The following is a 24534-nucleotide window of genomic DNA, read 5'->3' as shown; positions in this document are numbered from 1 at the left end:
TAAACTTTTATTTTCCTGGGAAACAAAACAATAAAGCCAAATTCCATTACGTGGATTTTCTTTGCTATTAATTGCTGATTTTCTGGAAACTCTTTCTTTAAAGAAGTTTAAACATCTTTGTACGCAAATATCTCAATAATCAATAATAACAGAAAAAAAAATATTGTAAAAATTGATAATACTCACTGTCATTTTAAATACATGACATGTAGCCCAAAAACTACATATTAAAATTTCCCGACTGATAAATTTTCAGCAGAATCCATAAAACTCTTTGTGGTGCTGATTTCGGGCTGGCTGCTATCTCTATTTGTTCCGGTCGTTCTTCCAAAAGGTATTAAATGATGGCCCCACAGACCAATACTTCGCCGTTCACTTATATTTCAGGAAACACATGGGAATGAAAATCCGGAGTCCAATACCTCTCCGTCTGAACCGGGATTGCTTTACTATCCGACAATAACAAATCCTACAGACCGGCCGTCATCCCCCCTGTATCCGTTTGAATCGCAGATCCCTACCTGAAACTGGTTGCGCGTTGTAGCATCCACACCGGAATTGTCACTCAGATATAGCCCTGGGGACAAGCTATTTACTGTTGCTGTATTATACACTGTCATTCCGGCAGCGTGGGCATAAAGCGGTGACGGTAAGGCTGGAGAAGTAAGGGGCTCCCCTTTGGAGTAGAAATCCTTAGATGCTGGATCTGAGTTCCGGCAACGCGTCAGTGTCGGGTGTAGCGGGTCTATTCCTGTATTCCCGGTGGATTTAGCTCATAACGTCTGCATTATTAAAGGTTAAAAAGCTTCATACTGTATCTGGTTTAAAATTTGCTTATGCAGTATAAAATTTATTCTTTCGTGGAATAAAGATAAGTTCATTGGAAAATATCTTTAAATATTCTGTAAAAATTTTATATTTATAAGTTAAAAAGCGATCAGATGGCAGACAAAACACAATTTATTGAAGAACTCAACGCAAGATACACTCCGAAAGGAGAACACATTATATTAGGAAAAGGAATGCTTGACGGACAAGTGGTTCCTGAAGTGAATGTAACAATCCCTTTGAAAACAATTAACCGCCATGGTCTTATTGCCGGAGCAACAGGAACCGGTAAGACAAAGACGTTACAGGTATTTGCAGAACAGCTTTCCCATGCAGGAATTCCCTCATTGGTCCTTGATATTAAAGGTGACTTCTCCGGAATTGCAGAAGCGGGACAAATGAATCCAGTTATTGAAGAAAGGTATGCTAAAACCCAGTTGCCTTACAATCCGCAGGGATTTCCGGTAGAGCTGATGAGTATTTCAGGAGGGAAAGGCGTAAAGTTGAGAGCTACCGTTACAGAATTCGGTCCTGTTTTATTAAGCAAAATCCTTGAGCTTAATGATACTCAGCAAAGCATTATGTCTATTGTCTTTAAATACTGTGATGATAAAGGGCTTCCTTTGATTGACCTTAATGACTTGAAGAAAGTATTGCAGTATGTAACGGATAATGCACAGGGAAAAGCAGAGCTTGCTGCCAATTACGGATCTATCGCACCGGCTTCTCTCGGAGCGATTTTAAGGTCAATTGTCGCTCTGGAACAGCAGGGAGCGGCAGGGTTCTTCGGAGAACTAAGCTTCGATGTTCAGGATTTGCTGGAAACAAGAGACGGAAAAGGAGTTGTCAATATTTTAAGAGTATCAGATATTCAGAATAAGCCGCAGCTTTTTTCAACATTTATGCTTTCGCTTTTTGCGGAGATTTATATGACTTTCCCGGAAGAAGGAGACAGTGGAAAACCAAAGCTGGTGTTATTCATTGATGAAGCGCACCTGATTTTTGATGAAGCTTCAAAAGCTCTTCTTTCACAAATTGAAACGATGGTAAAGCTGATCCGTTCCAAAGGAGTAGGGATCTACTTTATTACTCAGATTCCCGGAGATGTACCTGAAAATGTGCTTTCTCAGTTAGGACTGAAAATACAGCATGCGCTGAGAGGCTTTACAGCAAAAGATAAAAAAGAAATCACCAAAGCTGTTGAGAACTACCCTACAACACAATATTATGATGCTTCCAGCCTTATCCAGAATTTAGGAATTGGAGAGGCATTTGTAACGGCTTTGGATGAAAAAGGAATACCTACACCATTGGTTCATACCTACCTGATCTCTCCGGAGTCAAGAATGGATGTCCTGAGCGAAGCCGAAATCTCTGAACTTACAGCTCGGTCAGCTCTTGTTGCCAAGTATGAGCAGGCTGTTGACAGAGAATCTGCTTACGAAATGCTTACGAACAGAATGGAGCAGGCCGCGCAAAATCCATTACCAACACAAAAAACAAAACCGGTAAAAGAAGAGCCGGGAATGTTTGAGCAGGTATTACAGAGTAAAGCAGGCCGTACCTTTACCAATACATTAATGAGAGAAGGAGCAAAAGCTATCCTCGGAATGTTTGGTTTAGGAGGCAGGAGAAGATAATTTTGAAGGATAACCTGCCTTGCTTTGATATATTTTTTGTTATTTTAGCAGGTTATCTTTATAACATTAATACTAAAACCAGGTTTATTGGGGAATAATACATCGGGTTTAAATACGAACGACAAACAGCAGTTAACACACATTCAATGTATTCGATTATAGATATAGAAAGTAATGGTGCAGGTTATAGAAATGAATGCATTATAGATATTGCCATTTACAGATATGATGGTCAGAAAATTACCGACCAGTTTATATCGCTGGTAAATCCTGAAGGTGATATCACTCCTTTTGTGCAGAAACTGACCAGCATTACCCCGAAAATGGTCAAAACGGCTCCGAAATTTCATGAAATTGCCAAAAGAGTCATCGAAATAACTCAAAATACGACATTGGTAGGGCATAATATTGATTTTGATTACAGAATGCTTCGCCAATCATTTAAGAGGCTTGGTTATGATTTTAAAATCAACACTTTAGATACAATTCCGTTAGCAAAAAAACTGATACCGGATGAGGTAAGCTATTCATTGGGAAAGCTGGTAAAATCGCTGGGAATTCCTTTGACCAACCATCACAGGGCAGAAGGTGATGCAAGAGCCACCTTGGAACTCTTTAAATTACTGATTTCCAAGGATACTGAAAATGAAATTATTCAGAAGCAGCATGAAGAGTCTAATGCCAAAACCTACATCAATAAAATCAAGGAGCTTACTCAGGATCTTCCGAATGATAAAGGCTTTGTATACTTTCAGGATGAGGCAGGACGTATCATGTTCTCGGATTATGTTCAGGATATCAACAAATTTTCAAAAAAGGTTTTCAACTCCAAATCAAAAAAATGGGAGCAGATTCAGAAAGATGTTGAGCAGATCAATTTTGAGCTTACCGGAACAGATATTATTGCAAAACTGATTCTGAATTCAAAGAATATCAGAAAGAAAGAAATATTACCATTCGGGCTTTATTTCAGAAACAATAAATATATTGTTGAAAAAAATAAGCTCAATAAAACTGAAAAACCGGTTTTAAAATTCAGATCGTTTACCCAGGGAACAAAGGCTGTTCAGTTTATTGGCTCTCAGGAAGAGTTTAATGATTTTTCCGTATTGAGACAGAAAATTGAATTCAGAAAAAGGAATGAGCTTTGGCTGGGACCGGGAAGAAAGCTTGGTGAAAAATTATTTTTAATTATAGAAAACGGAAAAGTAGTTTCTTTCGGCTTTTATGAGCTGTTTACGCAGATTCAGACTTTGAGTAAGCTGGCGAAGCTGAAAATCGATCTCCAGTTATCCTCCACAGATCTGAATAATGAATTACAGCTGGCTTTACTTCGCGGCGATTTTGAAACCTTACCGCTGCCAAAATAATATAAAAATTAACCCTTTACCGTTTTATTCAGAAGAATGGCAGCTCAAATCATTTTCTGAGAATAAAAAAATAAATAGTATTTTTGCAGAAAAATAAATAGAAGCAATGCAAAATTTTAAACAAAATAAAACTGGAAAAAAGGGAGCTGTAAAGTTCTCTAAGGTTTGGAATATTTAAAAGAGTTGTCTTGCATAAAAAATAATCATTGTGGCAGGCTCTTTTCCGAAGAATCTGCCTTTTTTTATGTTAAAATGAAATTATGAATTCAAAAGAATTATTAAAGATTGCCCATGAGTTTGGCACCCCGGTGTATGTTTATGATGCTGAGTCCATCAAAATTCAATACGAAAAACTTACCTCTTCATTTTTAAAACATACTAAGTTCTTCTACGCAGCGAAGGCTTTGACAAATATCAATATCCTTAAGTACGTCAAGAACCTGGGAGCATCTTTGGATTGTGTATCTATTAACGAAGTTAAACTTGGGTTAAAAGCAGGTTTTCCGAAAGAAAAAATATTGTTTACTCCCAATTGTGTTGACCTGGCTGAAATAGAAGAAGCAATGACTTTTGGAGTTCATATCAACATTGATAACATTTCTATTCTTGAGCAGTTTGGGAATAAGTATGGTAATACATATCCTATTCTGGTAAGAATAAACCCGCATATTTTTGCCGGGGGTAACTATAAAATTTCAACAGGGCATATCGACAGTAAGTTCGGTATTTCCATTCATCAGGTTCGTCATATCGAAAGAGTGATGAAAAGCACGAATCTTAATGTGGAAGGACTTCACATGCATACAGGAAGTGAAATTAAAGATCCGGATGTATTCCTGCAGGCTCTGGATATTATGCTGGAGCTTTCTGAGCATTTCCCGAACCTGAAATACCTGGATATGGGAAGTGGTTTTAAAATTCCTTATCAGGACAGTGAGGAAGAAACGGATGTGAAAACATTAGGCAAAAAAGTAGAAAAAGTAATTTCTGAGTTTTCAAAATCTACCGGTAAAAAATTTGAATTATGGTTTGAGCCAGGGAAATTCCTGGTGGGAAAAAGCGGATATTTACTGGTGAAAGCTAATGTAATCAAGCAGACGACCGCTACCGTATTTGTAGGCGTAAATTCAGGATTCAATCATCTTATCCGTCCGATGTTCTACGATTCTTACCATTTGATAGAGAATTTATCCAATCCAAAAGGAGCAGAAAGAATTTATACAGTAGTAGGAAATATCTGCGAAACAGATACATTCGCCTGGGACAGAAAACTGAATGAGGTAAGAGAAGGAGATATTCTTGCCTTCCATAATGCAGGAGCCTACGGCTTTGAAATGAGTTCCAACTTCAATTCAAGATTAAAACCTGCTGAAGTTTTATTCCTGGACGGAAAAGCTCATCTTATCCGTAAAAGAGATGAGTTTGAAGACCTGCTGAGAAATCAGATCGAAATAGTGATGTAATTCTCAAATATAATATATGACAGCCGCCATTTTGGGTGGCTGTTTTGTTTTAATTGAGCCTGTGTATGATTTGTTGATATTCTAAACCTTATAGGTTTTTAAAACCTATAGGGTTTGAGTGAAAATAAAAATAAACAATAAGCTTCCACCACAAATTACAAAGTTTTAACATTGAAACGGGGTGATAGTTCCAACTTTATTAGCTAAATTTGATAGAAGTAGGGGCTTATACCCATTACAATTCTTATTTTTCATAAAAGAACAACCACCAAAACAGAGTAATTATGGCCAAAAACATAGCAGAGCAGATTGTTGAAATGCTCGAAAATGCCAATGTGAAAAGAATTTATGCAGTAACCGGCGACAGCCTCAACCATCTGAATATTGCTGTTAAAAAAAGCAGTATCCAATGGATTCATGTACGCCACGAAGAGGTAGGTGCTTATGCGGCAGCTGCAGAAGCTGAGCTGGATGGCCTGGCTGTATGTGCAGGAAGCTGCGGACCGGGACACGTTCATCTGATCAATGGGGTTTATGAGGCTCACCGCTCTCATGTTCCGATGCTGGTTATTGCTTCTACAATTCCCAGTGATGAAATGGGAATGGATTACTTTCAGGAAACCAATACAATAAAGCTGTTTGATGACTGCAGCTATTATAATCAAATGATTACAAGGCCGGAACAGGTACAGAGAACCGTTCAGACGGCTATTCAGCATGCCATTTCCAAAAAGGGAGTTGCTGTGATAGGCCTTCCGGGAGACGTATCGGAACTGGAAGCAGAAGAAGGAACTACTTCAGCGCAGATCTTTAAAACCAATCCTGTAATAAGGCCTTCGGACGGAGAGTTAAAAAGCTTGTCATCGCTTATAAACAATAGTAAAAAAGTGACTTTATATTGCGGAATCGGTGCTGCTGAAGCAAGTGAGGAAGTCATTGCATTATCAAAGCATTTAAAAGCACCTGTAGGATATTCATTCCGTGGGAAAATGGCTATTCAGCCGAATAATCCCAATGAAGTGGGGCTTACAGGGCTGCTGGGCTTTCCTTCTGCCTATCATGCCATGCATGAAGCTGACCTGGTGATTCTTCTGGGTACAGATTTCCCGTATCAGAAATTCATGCCTGTAAAAAATAAAATAGTACAGATCGATGAAAGCCCCGAAAGATTAGGAAGAAGAGCAAAGCTGGAATTGGGACTTACCGGCGATGTCAAAGAAACAATTAAAGCATTGCTTCCTCTGCTGGAAGAAAAAACAGATGACCATTTTCTGAATGAACAGCTTGCATTTTACGAAAAAGTAAAAGAAAGCCAGCTGGAGTATGTAAAAGATTCGGGAAAAGAAAATGCAATCCAGCCGGAATACGTTGCCTATACTTTAGATAAACTGGCTAAGCATGATGCTGTTTTTACAGTAGATACAGGGATGTGCTGTGTTTGGGGGGCAAGATTCATTACAGGAACCGGTGAAAGGAAAATGCTGGGATCATTTAATCATGGCTCAATGGCCAATGCGATGCCAATGGCTATCGGGGCGGCTTTGGCTCATCCTGAAAAGCAGGTTATTGCAATGTGTGGTGATGGCGGATTATCCATGTTATTAGGTGATATGGCAACAATTTTTCAATATAAATTACCCGTAAAACTGATTGTTTTCAACAACAGAGCTCTGGGAATGGTAAAGCTGGAAATGGAAGTTGGCGGTATGCCCGATAATGAAACAGATATGATTAATCCTGACTTTGCGATGGTGGCTCATGCAATGGGGTATCCGGGTAAAAACGTTCATCTGCCGGAAGATGTAGAAAGCGCTATCAAAGAATGCCTGGATTACAACGGACCCTATCTTCTGAATATTTTTACGAATCCTAATGCGCTGGCCCTTCCTCCGAAGATTGAATTTGACCAAATTATGGGAATGACCAAATCTATGGCACAGCTGATGCTGGGAGGTAAAATGGATGAGGTTTTTGAGACGGTAAAAACCAATTACAAGCATATTAAAGGTCTGCTGTAAGGTCTAAGGGTATTTATTTCAAAATACATTCTGAACTCAGGATATTCATATTACAGAACTTCATACATTGTATGAAGTTTTTCTTTTTTATAACAGGGCTAAATATTTACCTTTGTTTATTATTAGTAAATTATGAGAACGATACTTTTATTTTTGGCCTTATGTGCGGTGAATTTTTCTTTTGCACAGGATCAGGAAGAACGTGATGACTCTTTTATCCGGGAAAGCAATAAAAATCTTTTAAAAATAGATATCAAAGAACCTTTTATGCAGGTTGCCGTGAAATGTACTGATTTTAAACCGGCAGCTTATGAAGGAGGCGTTGCAGCCTATAAAGATATCCTGAACAAATATATGTATGCATATCTGAATTCTGACTTCTATGCCCTTACAGGTGATTTTACGTTTACTCTGGTGCTTGATGATAAAGGAAAAGTAGTGGATGTGAAGGGAATGCCTAAAGTGGCCAACAGCGAAGTTTTCTTTGACGACATGCAGTATGTAGTAAGGCGAATCAAAAAAAACTGGTCTCCGGCTTCCTGTAACGGGCAGCCTGTGGCTTCACAGATTAAAGTTAAAATGAATTTTTCTTCAATGTCTTTGGATATCAATTAGATGTGAAGGTTTTCTTTTCACAATTTAAGGAGATATTTATTAAAGAGATAAAATAAAAATCAAATGAAAATCCAATATCAAAAAGGAGTTTCAGTGATTCTAAAAACAATAAATGAAAATCAGTTCTATTAACAATGCCTATGATCATGATTAAGAAATTTTTGCTGCTTATCACTTTCTTTACAATAAAATTAATTTTTGCTCAAAATGTAGTCTTGGATAAATATCCTTATGGCCAAGATTTTTATGCGGGTGGGCTAAATCAATTAACTAAGGAAATGGTAAAGGTTGTTAAAGAACAAAAGCTGTTGCCTTGTGAAAAAAGTGAAGAACGGTATAATGTACAGATTCTTGTCTATGCAAATTCAACTATCAACTATGTTAAAGATTTTGATACTGTAGATATTCAAAAAAATAAATGTGCATTTGATTTCAGTCGTAAAATTATTCCTCATCTCAAAAGATGGATGCCGGCAAAAGTGAACGAGAAATTTACTGGAGCAATTACCAAAATTGAAATAAATCCTTTTTATTTAGTTAATTCCAAAGATGATCCAAGTAAAAACGAAAAGAAAAACCCAACTTTTAAAAAAGGAATAAAAGCTTTTAGATTTGAGATTAAGTCCATTTTTGAAAGCTACATAAAGAAAAATGAGGACAAAAGAGCTTTGTTGACATTTGTTGTCAATGAGAATGGTGAAATGGAGGATTTCAAAATTGAAGGTGATTTTTTTGACTATGAAAAGAAAGATATCATCAATAGTCTATCTAAAATAAAAGGAAAATGGAATCCTGCTACATTTAATAATATTCCAATTAGAGCTAAAATTAGTCAACCAATTTTTCAACAATTTGATCTTCAGATAGAGTTGGAAGATCAGAATAAAATAATGGATCAAAATTTTCATAACAACAGATACAGATAATCTCCTGACATTCTGTCACAATATTTTGTATCTTTGCAAACTTATCTGTTCGTAATTTACTATTGCGGGCTTTAAATTGATTATCGTGCAGGAAAAATATATAGACGAAACAAAGCAGGGCGAAGCTTTTGCTATTGCCGAAAGACCGGAAAATTCTAAAAAGCTGTTTTTAGAAAGCTATGGTTGTCAGATGAACTTCTCTGACTCTGAGATTGTTGCATCCATTCTTAACGAACAGGGATACAATACAACGATGAAAGTGGAAGAAGCTGATCTGATTCTATTAAACACATGCTCTATCCGTGAAAAGGCAGAACAAACGGTAAGAATGCGTCTTTCCCAGTTCAAAAATCTCAAAAAAGAGAGACCGAATATGACGGTAGGAGTTTTGGGATGTATGGCGGAAAGATTGAAAACTAAATTCCTGGAAGAAGAACAACTGGTTGACCTTGTAGTTGGCCCGGATGCTTACCGGGACTTGCCTAATCTTTTAAAAGAAACGGATGACGGCAGAGATGCCATCAATGTAATTCTTTCCAAAGAAGAAACCTATGCAGATATCAATCCCGTTCGTTTAGGAGGGAACGGAGTGACTGCTTTTGTTACCATTACAAGAGGCTGTGACAATATGTGTACATTCTGCGTGGTTCCTTTTACCAGAGGAAGAGAAAGAAGCCGTGATCCGCACTCTATTATTGAAGAGTGTAAAGATCTTGCCAATAACGGATACAAAGAAATTACCCTTTTAGGACAAAACGTAGACTCTTACCTTTGGTATGGTGGCGGTCCTAAAAAAGATTTTGCCAAGGCATCTGAAATGCAGAAAGCAACAGCTGTTAATTTTGCCCAGTTGCTTGATCTCGTAGCTAAAGCTGTTCCTGAACTGAGAATCAGGTTCTCTACTTCAAATCCACAGGATATGAGTCTTGAGGTGTTCAGAATGATGGCAAAACATGACAACATCTGCAAATATGTACACCTTCCCGTACAAAGCGGAAGCAATAATATGCTGGCAGCGATGAACAGACAGCATACCCGTGAAGAATACCTTGATCTGATCAGAAAAGCAAAAGAAATTGTTCCGGAAGTAGCATTTTCACAGGATATGATTGTGGGATTCTGTAACGAAACAGAAGAAGATCACCAGGATACCCTAAGCCTGATGAGAGAAGTGGAATATGACTACGGTTATATGTTTGCTTACTCAGAAAGACCGGGAACCCCTGCACATAAAAAAATGGAAGACAATATTCCTGCTGATGTAAAGCAGAGACGCCTTGCAGAGGTAATTGCTCTTCAGGGTGAGCTCTCCAAACAGAGAATGAAATCCTATGTGGGAAGAGTACATCAGATTCTGATAGAAGGTATCTCAAAGAAGAATAAAAACCAATGGAAGGGAAGAAACTCTCAGAATGCCGTATGTGTCTTTGATAAGCTTGAAGGACAGAAAATAGGTGACATTGTGAACGTTTTTGTGTATGACAATACGCAGGGCACACTTTTAGGGAGAACAGCGGAATAAATGTAAGTTTTGATTAAAGCGGTTTATCTTTTTGCCCTGTTTGCTTTGTTATGGCTTCCTGCCAGACAGAAAACAAACTGAAAAAGTATCCTGATACCGTAGGTGATATTGAGTTTGATAAAAGACAGGATGATCCTGACTTTAAAAAGTGCGGTTCAGAAAAATGGGGACGCGTCAGCTTTCAGCACTATCAGGGTGCAAAGCAATTTAGCTACAGAGGAGAAAAGATCGCAATCACTGAAAAACTTAAAAAAGAAAATATATATTCAGAAAAAAACATCAACGGTTATATTACCGTAAGATTTTTAGTAAATTGTGAAGGAAAGACAGGCCTGTTCAGATTACGGCATATGAGTCCGGATCTGAAAGATTCTGTGCCGGATGAAGAATTGGAAAAAAAATTGCTGCAGTTTACAAAATCACTCGGTGGCTGGATGCCGAAAGAGATACAAGGTTTAAAAGTAGATTATTATCAGTATTTAACCTATAAAATTGAAAATGGAAAAGTTTCAGAGGTATTACCTTAGCTTTTTGCTACTTATAGTTTACACCAATACTATTGCACAGGTCAACTGTAATGCAGTAGAGGGTGAGAACTGCAAAAAAGCGTGCGGGTTATACAACTGGGCTTCAGATTTACAAGGTTTCGCAGAATCCCAGGAAGGCTTTGATAAAGCTATTGAACTTTACCCTGATTTCTCCCATGCTTATATGGAAAAGGCAGTTCCATATCTTAAAAACGGGGATTTCGTAACCTGGAAGATTCTGATTGATAAAGCAGTTGCCTTAGATCCCAAAACGTACCTTGGTTACAGAGGCTGGACAAAGTTTCAGTTTTTAAGAGACTATAAAGGAGCTGTTCAGGATTTAGAACAATTAAAAAAATATTACCCGGGGGACCCTGGAAGATCCCAGAATGGCGATTATAATCTGGATGTGGTAAGAGCCATGTCTTATAGTGCGCTAGGGGAGAAAGAAAAAGCCGCAGGGATTATAGAAAGGCTTCTGGCTACCAGAGGTTATGTGAAAGGAATGTTTGATCATTATCAGCTGGGAGTTACCGATTTCGAGCTGGGAAGATATGACAGAGCCCTGGAAAATTTTGAAAAACAAAGCAAAGAATACGACTTTGCTGAGAATATATACTTTAAAAGTAAAGTTTCTAAGATCAGAAATAAAGATTATTTGGATTTAAAAAAGTTAGCCTTACAAACGTATGATGAAGGAAAGACCATGAAAGATGTCTACACTCATCACTTTAACAAAGTCTACAGACAACAGATTGAAGCGCTGTAGAAGATTAACATTAAATCAATAATCAAAAATTTACTTATGAGCAACGAGCTACAAAACATAAAAAACCGTTTCGGAATTATCGGAAACTTTCCTGCACTCAACCGTGCCCTGGAAAAATCTATCCAGGTTGCACCTACAGACATTTCTGTACTGGTGATCGGAGAAAGTGGAGTGGGAAAAGAGTTTATTCCGAAAATCATTCATTCAGAATCCAGAAGAAAGCATCAGCCTTATATCGTCGTAAACTGCGGGGCAATTCCGGAAGGAACCATAGATTCTGAGCTTTTCGGACACGAAAAAGGAGCCTTTACAGGAGCTACAGCTACAAGAAAAGGTTATTTTGAAGTGGCAGATGGCGGAACCATCTTTCTGGATGAGGTAGGGGAACTTCCTCTGCAGACCCAGGTTCGTCTTTTAAGAGTGCTGGAAAGCGGTGAATTTATGAAAGTAGGTTCTTCACAGGTTCAGAAAACCAATGTAAGAATTGTGGCAGCCACCAACGTTAATATGATGAAGGCCATCCACGACGGAAGATTCCGTGAAGATTTGTATTACCGTCTGAATACTGTTCAGATTGATATGCCGCCTTTAAGAGAAAGAAAAGGGGATATTCATTTGTTATTCAGAAAATTTGCAATAGATTTTGCTGAGAAATACAGAATGCCTGAGCTTGAATTGGAGCCGAGTGCAGTTCATTACATAGAAAGCTATTCTTTCCCGGGAAATATCCGTCAGCTAAGAAATTTAGTGGAACAGATGACCGTTGTGGAAAGAAACCGGAATATCACTGCAGAGAAGCTTGCTGAATATATTCCAATGGAAACACATCTTCCAATGGTGGTAAATAACCAGAGCACCTCAAAGCAGAATGATTTCGGAAGCGAAAGGGAAATTATGTATAAAATTCTGTTTGATATGAGGAATGATATTAATGATTTAAAATCCTTAACTTCGGAACTGATCAAGAACAGAGGAACTGCAGATCTGAGTAATCATGAGAAAAACCTTATTAACAGGATTTATACCCCTGAAAGTCAGTCGCAGATGAATTCCGGATCGTTATTATATTTTGAGAACAATAATGATACACCGGCAGTTCAGACTCCTACAATTATTTCAAATCCTGAAGACAGTTACGAAGATGTTGAAGATATTGAAATTGAAGAAAACAGACCGGAATCTCTTTCTCTTCAGAATAATGAAAAAGATTTGATTATCAAAGCATTGGAGAAGCATAAGGGACGCAGGAACAGAGCGGCAGATGAATTGGGAATTTCACAAAGAACTTTATACAGAAAAATAAAACAATATAATCTGGAAGATTAAAATCAAAAATGAAGATTTAAGATTTTAAATAACAGGAAATACCACAAAAATGAATATCAGGATTAAAAATATCAGCCTGAAACAGTCGCTGCTAACGGTAATGCTTTTTGCATTGCTGGGAGTTTTAAATTCATGCTACAGTTTTACGGGATCATCTCTTACAGACGAGAAAACAGTTCAGATCAATGAATTTCCCAATAATGCACCTCTTGTAAACCCTGCATTATCACAGCAGTTTTCTACGGCAATACAAAACAGATTCCTTCAGAGAACAACTTTAAAGGGAACAAAAGAAAATCCTGATATCCTGATTGAAGGTGAAATTACGGACTATTCCATTACCCCTACCACAATCAGCTCCAATACCCAGACAAATCCTTCGGGCGGAGTAGTTCAGCAGGCACAGAATAAACTTACGATTACAGTAAAGGTACATTATGAAAATAAAATTCATCCGGATGCGAGTTTTGACAGAACGTATTCTGATGAAGCTGCATTCAACAGTGATGTATCTCTAAGCCAGATCGAAGACCAGCAGGTAAAGCTGGTGACAGATAGAATTATTAATAAGATATTTAACGACATTGTAGCGAATTGGTAAGATGAATCCGAGAGTTTTAGAATTAATAAAAAATCCGAAAAATATTCAGTTGGAAGACCTTGGTCTTTTGAAAGAAGAGATTCACACTTTTCCTTATATCCAGAATATCAGGGCGCTCCATCTGTATGGAGTGCACCTGTACGAAAAAGAGAACTATCAGAAAGAGCTTTCTACAACAGCGGCCTATACTACAGATAAAAAAATTCTGTATCAGCTGATCAACGGAAAGATCAGGCAGGAACCAAAAGCTGAAATTGCTGAAGAAAAGAAACCATCTAAAACAGTTGAAAAGCCTGCACAACTGGCCCCGAAAACGAAGTCTTTTCCTATTAAAAGAGAAGAAGAAGTTGCGGCAGAGAAACTGGCAGAAGAGAAGGAAAAAGCAGGTGTTTTACCCATTGCACATGAGGTTAAGCATATTTATGTAAATGGTGAGCGAAACAGGATTTTATTTGAAGGAGAAGAAAATTTCCTGAATGAACAGAATTCTGAAACAATAGATATTGAATCCACTCTGGAATCAGGAACTCTGGTGACGCAAAAGGCTGAGCCAGCAGAACAACCTGTTCAGAAATCAAAAGAAGAAATACAGGCTGAAACAGAGGAAAAGGCAGGAGAAAACTTTACTCCGGAAACGATCATTCATGAAAATCAGATATCTTCAGAGAAAGAAGAAGAAAAAATTGAAGAAAACGAAAATACAAGCTTCCATGGAGTAGTACCTTTATTGCCTGAAGAAGACATTGAAAATAAAATAGCAGAAAAACCTGCTCAGCAAAAAGCAGAACATGCAGGAGAAAGCTTTACACCGGAAATCATTATTGATGAAGATCAGATTTCAAAAGAAGGAAATAGTAATGAAGAAACGCATTCCGCAGATATATCTGATGCTGAAGTAAGCTTCCATGGTACCGATTCATTTATGCCGGACGTTAAAATCCAGGCAAATAATGAGGAAACTATTGAGACCGTTGAAATTTCCCAGCCGAATGTTAATAAACATGAAGAGGAAATGAGACGTCTGATCGAAGAGGTTGAAAAAAAGATGAAGGAGACTAAGTCTGTTTCGCAAGAAGAAAAAACAGAGCCTGAATCCGTTGAAGATCATGAAATTAGCTTTGCTGAGACCCAGAGTTTTCATTTTTGGTCAACAAGCGAAGAAAAACCTGAGCAAATCAAAGAAGAGCCGGTACAGGAAGAAATTATTGAAAACCAATTGCCTGTAGATGAAAATGTTGTCGTTGAAGCTGCAGAAGAAAAAGGAGAAAAAGTACCTGAAGTTCAGTCAGCATGGAAACCAATGAGTGTAGAATCTAATTTGCCGGATTCTTTAATCAATAAATCTGAAAAAGTATCAGTTCCAGAAATAAAAGCTCCGGCAGAAGAAGTAACTCCTGTTGTGGAACGCAAAGCTGTTATAGAAGAGGCACAGCATGCTGAGGCCGTTGAAGATGTTAAGACAGCTGCTCAGGAAGAAGTTCCGCAGTCAGCAGAAACTCAGGAAGAATCTGTATCAACTGAAGCCGTTGAAGAAGAAAAAACTGAAACAGAAACCTTAAAAGAAGATGTTCCTGTAATGAATGTTTCATTCTTCGGAACCGATATTTCTACACTTAAAGTTGAAGACAAGCAGGAGGAAAAGAAAGAAGAGCCTGTGGAAAAAGTACAGGAGGTAACTATGAAGAATACGACTCAGTCACCAATAGACAGCAATGTTCCCGGTTTTATCAATACATGGCAAAGCTGGCTGAAGATAGACAGAAAGCAGGAAATCGAAAAGGAAAAGTCGGTAATTAAAGAAAAGGCTATTGAAACCTTTATTGAAAATAATCCGAGAATCAGTCAGTTAAAAGAAGAAAGTACATATGTAGTAAAAGAAAAGAATGACGATATCTCGCATCTGATGACAGAAACACTGGCTAATCTTTATTTTGAACAGAAATTATATACAAAAGCAATAAAGGCGTTTGAAATATTAATCAAAAAGACTCCTGAGAAAAAAGAATATTTTGAATCCAGAATTCAGGATATTAAGGATTTCAGAAGTAAAAATTAAAAATAAAAGGTACTGATCAGAACAGTACCTTTTATTTTTATAAACTCTGGGAATCGTTTTTACTTCCTTTCAGCTTTTTCCAGGCCTTCCGTCCAAATACAATAACAAGAATTAATGTAATTACGGCGAAGATTGCAGCAATAACAGGAGCGGCCATTGCGAGAACAGACATAAGACCTGCACCTGCAGTTTCTGTTGTTCCTACCACAGAATTCCCCAATCCTCCGGTAGTGGCTGTAGAGGCGGCCCGTATTCCTGCAAACCCGGAACTGATGGTAGCTGCTGTACCTCCACCGGCTATTAAAGCCAATGCCCATTGCGGAAAGGTTCCGAGCTCAGTAAACTGGCTGGCAAATAATATAGAGCCGGCAACCGTTGCCATAGGAATAGATACGGTGTCCAGCAAATGATCAATAAAAGGGATATAATAAGCCAGAATCTCAACAATGGTGGCTATTCCGGTGGTAATAAGCGTTGGCAGGCCCGCAAGCCATTCAAAATGCTCATTCATAGGGATCCAGTTGAAATAAGAGGAAATACTTACAATAAACATAGGGAGAAACACCCGGAAGCCCGTAGCTGCAGCGAGTCCAATGCCGATAAATGCACTGATGATATAAGAAAAATAGGGAACATTGTCTAACATGTTAATTTTCAGATTTATTGTTTTCCCTAAATTACAAAAACTATATGATATTAAGTGCTGCTAATTTTTAAGCCGGGGCCCAGTGATGTGTGATGTGAACTTTACTGTTCTTGAATAAAAAAACAAAGCATAGGTGCAATCATCTGTATTTACCCGTGTCATCCGTGGAAAAATAAACTTCAGCAGAATTTTATTAATATCAGATCATTGAAAACAGATTATTTTTTCTGCGCTTCACAAAGTTTGATAAACTGAGCCTCCACATCCTGGAATTTTGGGGGCATCTCAGAAGAAACCCAAAACAGCATAGCCATTGTTTTCTTTCCGAAAGATTGTTTAAACAGTTCTTTATTCAGCCTGTAGCATTCTCTCAGCAATCTCTTGATACGGTTCCTGTGAACAGCCCGTTTAAAATATCTTTTAGATACAGAAACACCAAATTTTCCTGATGATACAGGAAGACCGGGCTTGTCTTTCAGAATGATAATTCTCAGATTTCCGCTGGTTCTCCATTTGCCTTTCTCAAAAAGCAAACTGATCTCCGTATTTTTTTTGAGCTTTTCCGCTCTGGGATATTTGGAATTCTGCATTAATCTTTTTTCTTCACTAAATGATTAATTACTTCAGCTGCAGCATACAACCCGAAAATGGCAGGAATAAAACTGATAGTACCGTAGAATGACTTTTTGAAATTACTCCCGTCAGTCATCTTAAGGCTTTCCTCTTTCTGGATTTCATTGGAGAATACACATCTGAACCCTTTATTGATTTTTTCTTTCTTCAGCCTTTTTCTCACCTGTTTTGCAAGGAAACAGTTGTGGGTTTTACTGATGTCCCTTACCATTACCATGCTTGGGTCGGTTTTCCCTCCTGCGCCCATTGAGCTTACAATCTTGATTTTTCTTCTTCTTGCAGCTTTTATCAAACAGATTTTCGGCGTTACGCTGTCGATACAGTCAAGGACATAATCGAACTTTCCGGAATCAAGCACTTCATCCATCCTTTCCGGATTCAGGAATTCGTTGATTTTGGTTAAATGAAGCTCCGGGTTGATGTCAAGAAGCCTTTCAGCTACCACTTCTACTTTATGCTTTCCAACTGTAGAGTGTAGTGCAGGAAGCTGTCTGTTGATGTTTGTAATATCTACCGTATCACCATCCACAATGGTCATATTCCCTACACCGGCTCTTGCCAGAAATTCTGCGGCAAAAGAACCTACCCCGCCTAAGCCTACAACAAGTACATTGGCTTTGGTCAGTTTATCCAATCCATCTTCCTTTATCAAAAGTTCAGTTCTTTCCAGCCAGTATTTATCCATTTTTTATTGTGTGTAAATTTTCTAAAATTTGTTCATTGAGTTGTTCCAAAGAAATTCCTTTTATTTCCGAAACCTTATGGTACAATTCTTCGATGTTAAAATCTTCATTGTCAGTTTCTAAAAAGATCTTGTCTGATGGAGTGTTTTTCAAAATATCCTGCAAAGATAAATTATACAAAACAGCTTTTCCAAAACTCAGGTAAAAATTATTGGAAAGAAGATCTTCCGCAATTTGACGCTTTTTATTAAAACCATGGATGATCATAGGCTGTTCCGTCCTCTTTTTAAATGAAATGACCTCATAAAATTTTCTTACACAATGAATAATCAGAGGTTTTTTTACTTCATTGGCGATCTTTATCTGTCTTAAAAAAACTTCCTCCTGGATTTTCTGGTCCACAGAAACCAAAGAATCCAAACCACATTCACCAATGGCAAAACAGTTTTGGAATATCGTGCTTTTCATCCGGGAAAACTGCTCCTCTATATTGTTAACGTCAATATCCTGCGGGTGAATTCCGATAGAATAAGGAAAATCAGGTGGCATCTGGCCGATCTCCAGGTTATAAATTCCGTTTCTGATATATTTCTTATGATGATGAAAATCAAAAAAATCCATATTCAAAAATAAGTAATTTCAGATTTAATCTAAAATTATTAAACGATCGTTTATAAATGTGTTAAAAATTTCTTAACTTTACTCAAAGTACACTTCATGAAAAAAAAATTTACAGAAAAACAGATTCACATACTGGATATTGCAGAAGAGCTGATTGCAAAAAAAGGATACGAGGGAACTTCTGTAAGAGATATTTGTTCTAAAGCAAATATCAACGTCGCCATGATCTCTTATTACTTCGGTTCTAAAGAGAAAATGATGTCCTATCTCTATCAGTACAGGGTTTTGAAGACCAGAGAGAACTTTTCAGAATTTGCAGATACCATCAAAGACGGCAAACCGGAAATGCAGCTTCGCGAGATGATTAAGTATATCGTTGCCCAGCTTTTCAAGTATAATTATTTCCATGGGTTTGTGACCCAGGAGCTCCGTCATACAGAAAACCTGAAGGATGAGCTGCTTGATTTCTATCAGCTGTTTGTAAAAAAGCTGGATGATGTCATTAAAAAAGGAGTTGCGTCAGGTGTTTTTACATTTACTCCCAAGCCTGAGGATATTCTTACGATGATCATAGGCTCTACTTTATTTGTGATCAGGAATAAAAACTTTTACGAACTGTATGTTCCCAGTAAAAATGAAGAAACCTATGCAAAAGAAGCTGAGAAAAAGGTGAGAATGAATCTTTTATTAAGTGTTTTTGCAATTTTGGGATACGCTGCAGACTAAAATTACGTTAAATATTCATAAAAAAAAATCTATTGACAAAAAAGTTATATTTTTGCAAATTAGTAAATCGGCTGTATAATCCGAAAACTGTTGAATTTTTTATATGAAAAAATATATTTTAGGTCTTTTTGCTGTAGCGGTGGTTACGTCTTGTGTAAGCCAGCAGGAAAGAGCAATGAGGAGTGCTGATAAAGATTTTATCTTAAAAGCTGCTAATGAAAACTTCGCCAAGAAAAAGTGGAAAAATGCATTGGCTCTTTATGACAGACTTGCTAATCTTGTGGCGGGAACAGATGATTTCCCTAACGTAGGTTTCAATACAGCGTACGCCAACTATTATGACAAAAGTTATAAGCTGGCAGGACATCAGTTTAAAAATTTCGCAGTAAGTTTTCCCAAAGACCCGAGAGCAGAAGAGGCAGCATATATGTCTGCATTATGCTATTATGAAGGATCTATGGATTACAACCTGGATCAGTCAAGTACAGAATTGGCAATCAATGAGCTTCAGGACTTTCTGAACAATTATCCTAACTCTGAAAGATCTAAGAACATCAGCCAGTTAATTGATGAATTGTCTTATAAGCTGGAATTTAAGGCTTATGAAAATGCAAGACAATACTACAAAATGGGTGAATATAAAGCAGCAAATGTAGCATTTGATAATGTTCTGGAAGATTTTCCAAGTACAAAACTTCGTTCAAAAATTTATGATTATATCATGAAGTCCCGTTACGAGCTGGCAATGAAATCCGTGTATAATCTTAAAGAAGAACGTATTGAGAGTGCTTTAACCTATACAAAACTGGTAGAAAAAGAACTTCCGGATACGGAATATTCTAAAACTGCTGTAGATCTGAGAGGAAAACTGGAAAAGGAAAAACAGAACTTTGCTGTTGTTAAAAAACAGACTGAAGCGAGAATGGCAGCCTTAACAGCAAGACAGAAAAAAGAAGCTGAAAAACTGGCAGATAAAGATAAAACCGAGCAGCAGATTAAAGATCAGATCAGCAATGAAAAGAAAGCAATGCAGTTACAGAGGGACAGTGCAGCACTTAAGACCCCTCCTCCGGCAGCGACTTTCAAAATTCAAAGATAATTCGTAAATTTGCCATCTTAAAATAAAAATAATTTTCTCAAAATGAGTGTAAAAGATACAAAAGCAGAAGTAAATACAATTACTTACGATAAAGATAAGATTGAAGATAAAGTAGGTTCAATCTATGAAGCTATTGTTATCATGGGAAAGAGAGCAGAGCAGATTAATGCGGAGATCCGTACGGAACTTCACAATAAACTGGATGAATTTGCTGTTCACAATTCTACATTAGAAGAGGTTTTCGAAAACAGAGAACAAATTGAGATCTCTAAACATTACGAAAAGCTTCCAAAGCCTACTTCAATTGCTATTGAAGAATGGTTAAACGATGAAGTCTATTTCAGAAAAACAGAAGAGAGAAAGTAATCGTCTGTGTTTTAATAAATCAAGGTCATAAAGGAATTCACTTCTTTTATGACCTTTGTTGTTTTAAAGCCTCATTGTGTGGGAAAAAATAAGTACTTTAGTATTTCAAAAAATTAGAACTAAATGAGTGTTTCCGGTAAAAAAATACTTATCGCTGTTTCCGGAGGAATTGCGGCTTATAAAATTCACTTCCTGATCAGGGATTTTGTGAAGAATGGTGCCGAAGTACAGACAATAATGACTCCTGATGCAGAAAATTTTGTAACAAAATTAAGCCTGTCTACATTATCCAGAAAGCCGGTGTATTCAGATTTTTATGGAGATAACGGAACATGGAACAGCCATGTGGAAATGGCTTTATGGGCAGATATCATGATTGTAGCTCCCTGTACAGCCAATACCTTAGCCAAAATGGTCAACGGGATGTGTGATAATCTGGTTATTGCAACTTATATGTCTGCAAAATGCCCGGTGTTCATTGCTCCTGCCATGGATCTTGATATGTATGCGCATCCTTCCACTAAAAATAATCTGTCGCTGGCAGAAAGCTTCGGGCATATCATTATACCTGCAGAGAACGGAGAGCTGGCAAGCGGACTGATCGGTCAGGGAAGAATGGCTGAGCCGGCTACGATCTTTAATACTGTTGAACATTATTTTACTTCAGAAAACCATTCCGGAAGCCTGGAGGGGAAAACAGTTTTAATTACAGCCGGACCTACCTACGAAGCTATCGATCCGGTAAGATTCATCGGGAACCATTCCTCTGGAAAAATGGGGTTTTCTCTTGCAGGGGAAGCTTCAAAAAGAGGAGCAAAAGTTATTCTGATTTCCGGTCCAAGTTCTCAAACTATTAACGACCCGAATGTTGAGCTTCATAAAGTGACTTCTGCAAAAGAAATGCTGGCAAAAGTTTTTGAATTTTACGACAGGATAGATATCGGAATTGCAAGTGCTGCCGTAGCAGACTATGCCCCCAAAGAGGTGGCTAAGGAAAAAATCAAAAAGAATGATGAAAACCTTACCATAGAACTGATTAAGAATCCGGATATCCTTAAAACGATGGGAGAAAAGAAAACCCATCAGTTTCTGGTAGGATTTGCGCTTGAAACCCAAAATGAAGAGGAAAACGCAAAAGGGAAGTTAGAAAAGAAAAATCTGGATATGATTGTTCTGAACTCTTTGCGTGACGAAGGAGCCGGGTTTAAAAATGACACCAATAAAATCAGGATATTTACCAAAACAGAAAAGAAGGAATTCAACCTGAAATCCAAAGATGATGTGGCAAAAGATATTCTCGATTTTGTTGAGTCTCAACTTTTAAAATAATTTTAATAAATTTCCGTTCTCAATTTTTAATAGACAATGAAAAAAATTATAAGTTTATTTTTTCTGTTTTTTCTATACACCCAAAGTTTTTCCCAGGAGCTGCTGGCAACGGTGCAGGTAAACTCCCAGCAGTTGGGAGGAAGTAACCAGCAGGCGTATAAGGCATTGGAGAAAAGTCTCAGAGACTTTATCAATAATACCAGCTGGACAGGCAAAAAACTTCAGAATTTTGAAAAAATAAAATGTGGTTTTTCCATTGTTATTTCGGAAAGGGATGTTAACAAGTTCAAGGGATCTATTGTTATCCAGGCAGTAAGGCCTGTTTATAATACTACCTATGAATCTCCCCTGCTGAATCTTCAGGATCAGAGATTTGCTTTTGAATATATTGAGAATGAGAGCCTTATTTTTAATGAAAGACAATTTTCAGGAAAAAACCTTACAGATGTAATCAGTTTCTATATTTATGTGATTCTGGGGATGGATGCAGACAGCTTTCAGTCTATGGGAGGATCGCAATGGTATGCAAAAGCACAACAGATTGCCCAGAATTCCCAAAACAGAAACTATGAGGGATGGAATACCATCAACGAGCCCAGAAGCCGTTCTATTTTGATTAACGAAATCATGAACCCTAACTGGAGTCAGTTACGTTCTACCATTTATACCTACCACAGAGCAGGACTGGATAATCTTTTCAATCAGGACCAGACGCCTGGAAAAAAAGTGATTTTTGATGCCCTGATGCAATTGAAAATGTATGAGAACAGTTTTCAGCAGGCATTTTTCTTTAACCTGTTCATGGATACCAAAAGTGATGAAATCTTCAATATTTTCAATTCCGGAAATAACGGAGGCTTGATTCTCAATGATCTAAAACAAACAATGATCATCCTTTCGCCAAAAAATATAGACAATAAATGGAATAAGTGGAAAGTCTAGAAATTCCGGATAAGTTAAATACTCAACATTATTGGTGAGCGGAGTGAAAAAACATTTTCTCAATTCATTAAAAAAAAACTTATTTTTACATTTCAAACTGAAATTGGATTATAACCCGGATTATCAATGCTTTCGAGAATTTACATTAAAAACTTTGCCCTGATTGATACCCTTGAAGTATCATTGAAAAATGGTTTACAGGTTATTACCGGAGAAACAGGAGCTGGAAAATCTATTATTTTAGGTGCTCTCCGGCTTATTTTAGGAGAGAGGGCAGATGTAAAATCTATCGCTAAAACTGAAGAAAAAAGTGTGGTGGAAACTGAATTTTCACTCAATAACCAGTTTAAGAAATTCTTTATAGAAAACGATCTGGATTACGAGCTTCAGACCATTATCCGAAGAGAGATTCTTCCTTCAGGGAAGTCACGTGCATTCATTAATGATGTGCCGGTAACATTGGATATTCTTAAAGAGCTTTCTTCTCAACTGATCGATATCCATTCCCAGTTTGAAACTTCCAATCTTTTCACCTCTGAATATCAGTTTAAAATTATCGACGGATTATCTGAAAATAAAAAGATCATTGAAGAATATCAGCAGGAATTTTCTGATTTTCAAAATCTTAAACTGCAGCTGAAAAAACTGAAAACGCAACTTTCTGAAACCAATAAAGAAAGTGATTACAAAGAATTTTTACTGAACGAATTGGAAGAGCTGAAGCTTGATGACGTGGATTATGAAGATATCCGGAACCAGCTTTCCGTCCAGGAAAATGCAGGGATGATCTCTGAAAATCTTGGGCAGATCTTATCCAGGTTTCATCAGGAGGAAATAGGAATTCTGTCCTTCTTTAATGAGGCAACCAATAAGCTTTCAAAAATTTCCGAAGTTTCTGCCGGTTTCGCAGAATTGGATGAAAGGCTGGAAACCTCTTTTGTTGAACTTAAAGACATTATTTCTGAACTTGAACATCAAGCGGAAAGAGTAGAGATTAATCCGGAAAATCTCGTATACCTTACCGATCTGAATAATAAAATCAATACCCTGTTCCTTAAACATAATGTTTCGGATCTGAATGAGCTGATAGAAATCCGAAACCAGCTTGCAGGAGATCAGAAAGGAGCTTCAGAACTGGAATCACAGATTGAAGAAACAGAAGAAAATATTTCTCAAAAAGAAAAAACACTTCTAAGTCTTGCTTCCAAACTTTCAAAGAACAGACATAAGAATATTTCTGTTTTTATTAAAAAAGCGGAAAGTCTTCTGAAAAAATTAGGGCTTGAAAAAGCAAAAGTTGATATTGAACTGCAGGATGCTGATGAATTCAATCAGTTTGGAAAGGAAAATATCCAGCTGTTGTTCCAGGCCAATTCCGGTTTTCCTTTAAAGCCGATCCAGACAGCTATTTCAGGAGGAGAAAGATCAAGAGTGATGCTTGCTGTAAAAAAAATTATTGCAGAAAGCGACGAGCTTCCCACTTTGATTCTTGACGAAATTGACACCGGAGTGTCAGGAAAAGTAGCAGAAGAAATCGGAAACCTTATGCGTGAAATGTCTGAAGACATGCAGCTCATTGTTATTTCTCACCTTGCACAGGTTGCCGCTAAAGGTAATGACAATTATAAAGTGGTGAAACAGGATATTTCCGGCAGAACACAATCTACAATTATTCCTTTGAACAGCGAAGAAAAGCTGAATGAAATTGCCCAGCTTCTTTCCGGAAGTAAAATTACGGAAGCTGCTTTAGCCCAGGCGAAAGAGCTTATCGGATAGTGGCAAAATCATACTTTTACTGAAAAATTTGTAACATATTTTACATTATATT

The 24534-nt window shown here is 37.5% G+C and carries 22 protein-coding genes; 18 read left to right on the top strand and 4 right to left on the bottom strand.

The genetic code is table 11. From position 1 onward, the window contains the following. Positions 1-941: 941 nt before the first annotated feature. From ACR1PO_RS20840 to ACR1PO_RS20785, 12 genes are all read left to right on the top strand, one after another. On the top strand, positions 942-2468 hold the full coding sequence (locus tag ACR1PO_RS20840) for a helicase HerA-like domain-containing protein (RefSeq protein WP_332388889.1): 1527 nt from the start codon (positions 942-944) through the stop codon (positions 2466-2468). Between the two features lie 146 nt (positions 2469-2614). Beyond that, positions 2615-3838 (top strand): 3'-5' exonuclease, encoded by a 1224-nt coding sequence (locus ACR1PO_RS20835; protein WP_433988043.1) that lies wholly within the window; start codon positions 2615-2617, stop codon positions 3836-3838. A gap of 260 nt (positions 3839-4098) precedes the next feature. Further along, entirely contained in the window at positions 4099-5301 is a 1203-nt protein-coding gene (gene lysA / locus ACR1PO_RS20830) for a diaminopimelate decarboxylase (RefSeq protein ID WP_433988042.1), read from the top strand. 284 nt (positions 5302-5585) lie between these two features. Next, a complete protein-coding gene (locus ACR1PO_RS20825) occupies positions 5586-7319 on the top strand; it encodes a thiamine pyrophosphate-dependent enzyme (protein ID WP_332388892.1) in 1734 nt (577 codons plus the stop codon). A 132-nt stretch (positions 7320-7451) separates the two neighbouring features. Further along, complete coding sequence (locus tag ACR1PO_RS20820) at positions 7452-7934, top strand: hypothetical protein (RefSeq protein ID WP_433988041.1); 483 nt, start codon at positions 7452-7454, stop codon at positions 7932-7934. A 146-nt stretch (positions 7935-8080) separates the two neighbouring features. After that, positions 8081-8860 (top strand): hypothetical protein, encoded by a 780-nt coding sequence (locus ACR1PO_RS20815; RefSeq protein WP_433988040.1) that lies wholly within the window; start codon positions 8081-8083, stop codon positions 8858-8860. An 85-nt stretch (positions 8861-8945) separates the two neighbouring features. Beyond that, positions 8946-10382, top strand: coding sequence for a tRNA (N6-isopentenyl adenosine(37)-C2)-methylthiotransferase MiaB (miaB, locus tag ACR1PO_RS20810; protein ID WP_433988039.1), 1437 nt, complete (start codon positions 8946-8948; stop codon positions 10380-10382). Positions 10383-10432: 50 nt separating this feature from the next. After that, on the top strand, positions 10433-10909 hold the full coding sequence (locus ACR1PO_RS20805; protein ID WP_433988038.1) for a hypothetical protein: 477 nt from the start codon (positions 10433-10435) through the stop codon (positions 10907-10909). Next, the gene (locus ACR1PO_RS20800; protein ID WP_433988037.1) at positions 10881-11678 is read left to right on the top strand and encodes a tetratricopeptide repeat protein; all 798 of its coding nucleotides are present in this window, start codon (positions 10881-10883) and stop codon (positions 11676-11678) included. Before ACR1PO_RS20805 ends, ACR1PO_RS20800 begins: the two co-directional genes overlap by 29 nt. 36 nt (positions 11679-11714) lie before the next feature. Continuing rightward, entirely contained in the window at positions 11715-13004 is a 1290-nt protein-coding gene (locus ACR1PO_RS20795) for a sigma-54 interaction domain-containing protein (RefSeq protein ID WP_433988036.1), read from the top strand. Between the two features lie 49 nt (positions 13005-13053). Then, a complete protein-coding gene (locus ACR1PO_RS20790) occupies positions 13054-13605 on the top strand; it encodes an LptE family protein (protein WP_002983999.1) in 552 nt (183 codons plus the stop codon). A gap of 1 nt (position 13606) precedes the next feature. After that, positions 13607-15661, top strand: coding sequence for a DUF8458 domain-containing protein (locus ACR1PO_RS20785; protein ID WP_433988035.1), 2055 nt, complete (start codon positions 13607-13609; stop codon positions 15659-15661). 37 nt (positions 15662-15698) lie between these two features. Here ACR1PO_RS20785 and ACR1PO_RS20780 read toward each other — a convergent pair whose 3' ends face one another. The 4 genes from ACR1PO_RS20780 to ACR1PO_RS20765 form a co-directional block, all read right to left on the bottom strand. Continuing rightward, the gene (locus tag ACR1PO_RS20780) at positions 15699-16307 is read right to left on the bottom strand and encodes a DUF4126 domain-containing protein (RefSeq protein WP_332388901.1); all 609 of its coding nucleotides are present in this window, start codon (positions 16305-16307) and stop codon (positions 15699-15701) included. A 218-nt stretch (positions 16308-16525) separates the two neighbouring features. Then, complete coding sequence (gene rnpA, locus ACR1PO_RS20775) at positions 16526-16897, bottom strand: ribonuclease P protein component (protein WP_433988034.1); 372 nt, start codon at positions 16895-16897, stop codon at positions 16526-16528. Then, positions 16897-17625 (bottom strand): tRNA threonylcarbamoyladenosine dehydratase, encoded by a 729-nt coding sequence (locus tag ACR1PO_RS20770; protein ID WP_433988033.1) that lies wholly within the window; start codon positions 17623-17625, stop codon positions 16897-16899. Before ACR1PO_RS20770 ends, rnpA begins: the two co-directional genes overlap by 1 nt. Beyond that, positions 17618-18244, bottom strand: a complete 627-nt coding sequence (locus ACR1PO_RS20765; RefSeq protein ID WP_433988032.1) for a TatD family hydrolase — start codon at positions 18242-18244, stop codon at positions 17618-17620. The genes ACR1PO_RS20770 and ACR1PO_RS20765 overlap by 8 nt, the downstream gene beginning before the upstream one ends. A gap of 96 nt (positions 18245-18340) precedes the next feature. On the opposite strand from ACR1PO_RS20765, the gene ACR1PO_RS20760 reads away from it, so the two are divergent. The 6 genes from ACR1PO_RS20760 (at position 18341) to ACR1PO_RS20735 (ending at position 24482) form a co-directional block, all read left to right on the top strand. Then, positions 18341-18970: a TetR/AcrR family transcriptional regulator gene (locus tag ACR1PO_RS20760; RefSeq protein WP_002983985.1), complete on the top strand. Its 630-nt coding sequence runs from the start codon at positions 18341-18343 to the stop codon at positions 18968-18970. Positions 18971-19073: 103 nt separating this feature from the next. Further along, complete coding sequence (locus ACR1PO_RS20755) at positions 19074-20069, top strand: outer membrane protein assembly factor BamD (protein ID WP_002983983.1); 996 nt, start codon at positions 19074-19076, stop codon at positions 20067-20069. 42 nt (positions 20070-20111) lie between these two features. Beyond that, positions 20112-20435, top strand: coding sequence for a DNA-directed RNA polymerase subunit omega (locus ACR1PO_RS20750; RefSeq protein WP_332388904.1), 324 nt, complete (start codon positions 20112-20114; stop codon positions 20433-20435). A gap of 123 nt (positions 20436-20558) precedes the next feature. Then, complete coding sequence (coaBC, locus tag ACR1PO_RS20745) at positions 20559-21764, top strand: bifunctional phosphopantothenoylcysteine decarboxylase/phosphopantothenate--cysteine ligase CoaBC (protein WP_433988031.1); 1206 nt, start codon at positions 20559-20561, stop codon at positions 21762-21764. 36 nt (positions 21765-21800) lie between these two features. Beyond that, complete coding sequence (porD, locus tag ACR1PO_RS20740; protein WP_332388906.1) at positions 21801-22706, top strand: type IX secretion system protein PorD; 906 nt, start codon at positions 21801-21803, stop codon at positions 22704-22706. A gap of 126 nt (positions 22707-22832) precedes the next feature. Next, entirely contained in the window at positions 22833-24482 is a 1650-nt protein-coding gene (locus tag ACR1PO_RS20735) for a DNA repair protein RecN (RefSeq protein ID WP_433988030.1), read from the top strand. The last annotated feature ends 52 nt before the right edge of the window (positions 24483-24534 follow it).

This window comes from Chryseobacterium amylolyticum (genome assembly GCF_051011775.1).
GTDB lineage: Bacteria > Bacteroidota > Bacteroidia > Flavobacteriales > Weeksellaceae > Chryseobacterium.
This window is presented reverse-complemented; position numbering and strand designations above follow the sequence as displayed.

What these genes read in the sequence shown, in the direction of transcription:
- ACR1PO_RS20815 (WP_433988040.1), top strand. Translation starts at nt 8,081, where the DNA reads ATGATTAAGAAATTTTTGCTGCTTATCACTTTCTTTACAATAAAATTA.
- ACR1PO_RS20805 (WP_433988038.1), top strand. Translation starts at nt 10,433, where the DNA reads ATGGCTTCCTGCCAGACAGAAAACAAACTGAAAAAGTATCCTGATACC.
- ACR1PO_RS20840 (WP_332388889.1), top strand. Translation starts at nt 942, where the DNA reads ATGGCAGACAAAACACAATTTATTGAAGAACTCAACGCAAGATACACT.
- ACR1PO_RS20765 (WP_433988032.1), bottom strand. Translation starts at nt 18,244, where the DNA reads ATGGATTTTTTTGATTTTCATCATCATAAGAAATATATCAGAAACGGA.
- rnpA (WP_433988034.1), bottom strand. Translation starts at nt 16,897, where the DNA reads ATGCAGAATTCCAAATATCCCAGAGCGGAAAAGCTCAAAAAAAATACG.
- ACR1PO_RS20735 (WP_433988030.1), top strand. Translation starts at nt 22,833, where the DNA reads ATGCTTTCGAGAATTTACATTAAAAACTTTGCCCTGATTGATACCCTT.
- ACR1PO_RS20785 (WP_433988035.1), top strand. Translation starts at nt 13,607, where the DNA reads ATGAATCCGAGAGTTTTAGAATTAATAAAAAATCCGAAAAATATTCAG.
- ACR1PO_RS20795 (WP_433988036.1), top strand. Translation starts at nt 11,715, where the DNA reads ATGAGCAACGAGCTACAAAACATAAAAAACCGTTTCGGAATTATCGGA.
- ACR1PO_RS20770 (WP_433988033.1), bottom strand. Translation starts at nt 17,625, where the DNA reads ATGGATAAATACTGGCTGGAAAGAACTGAACTTTTGATAAAGGAAGAT.
- ACR1PO_RS20780 (WP_332388901.1), bottom strand. Translation starts at nt 16,307, where the DNA reads ATGTTAGACAATGTTCCCTATTTTTCTTATATCATCAGTGCATTTATC.
- ACR1PO_RS20825 (WP_332388892.1), top strand. Translation starts at nt 5,586, where the DNA reads ATGGCCAAAAACATAGCAGAGCAGATTGTTGAAATGCTCGAAAATGCC.
- ACR1PO_RS20835 (WP_433988043.1), top strand. Translation starts at nt 2,615, where the DNA reads ATGTATTCGATTATAGATATAGAAAGTAATGGTGCAGGTTATAGAAAT.
- ACR1PO_RS20755 (WP_002983983.1), top strand. Translation starts at nt 19,074, where the DNA reads ATGAAAAAATATATTTTAGGTCTTTTTGCTGTAGCGGTGGTTACGTCT.
- ACR1PO_RS20800 (WP_433988037.1), top strand. Translation starts at nt 10,881, where the DNA reads ATGGAAAAGTTTCAGAGGTATTACCTTAGCTTTTTGCTACTTATAGTT.
- porD (WP_332388906.1), top strand. Translation starts at nt 21,801, where the DNA reads ATGAAAAAAATTATAAGTTTATTTTTTCTGTTTTTTCTATACACCCAA.
- ACR1PO_RS20760 (WP_002983985.1), top strand. Translation starts at nt 18,341, where the DNA reads ATGAAAAAAAAATTTACAGAAAAACAGATTCACATACTGGATATTGCA.
- coaBC (WP_433988031.1), top strand. Translation starts at nt 20,559, where the DNA reads ATGAGTGTTTCCGGTAAAAAAATACTTATCGCTGTTTCCGGAGGAATT.
- ACR1PO_RS20790 (WP_002983999.1), top strand. Translation starts at nt 13,054, where the DNA reads ATGAATATCAGGATTAAAAATATCAGCCTGAAACAGTCGCTGCTAACG.
- lysA (WP_433988042.1), top strand. Translation starts at nt 4,099, where the DNA reads ATGAATTCAAAAGAATTATTAAAGATTGCCCATGAGTTTGGCACCCCG.
- ACR1PO_RS20750 (WP_332388904.1), top strand. Translation starts at nt 20,112, where the DNA reads ATGAGTGTAAAAGATACAAAAGCAGAAGTAAATACAATTACTTACGAT.
- ACR1PO_RS20820 (WP_433988041.1), top strand. Translation starts at nt 7,452, where the DNA reads ATGAGAACGATACTTTTATTTTTGGCCTTATGTGCGGTGAATTTTTCT.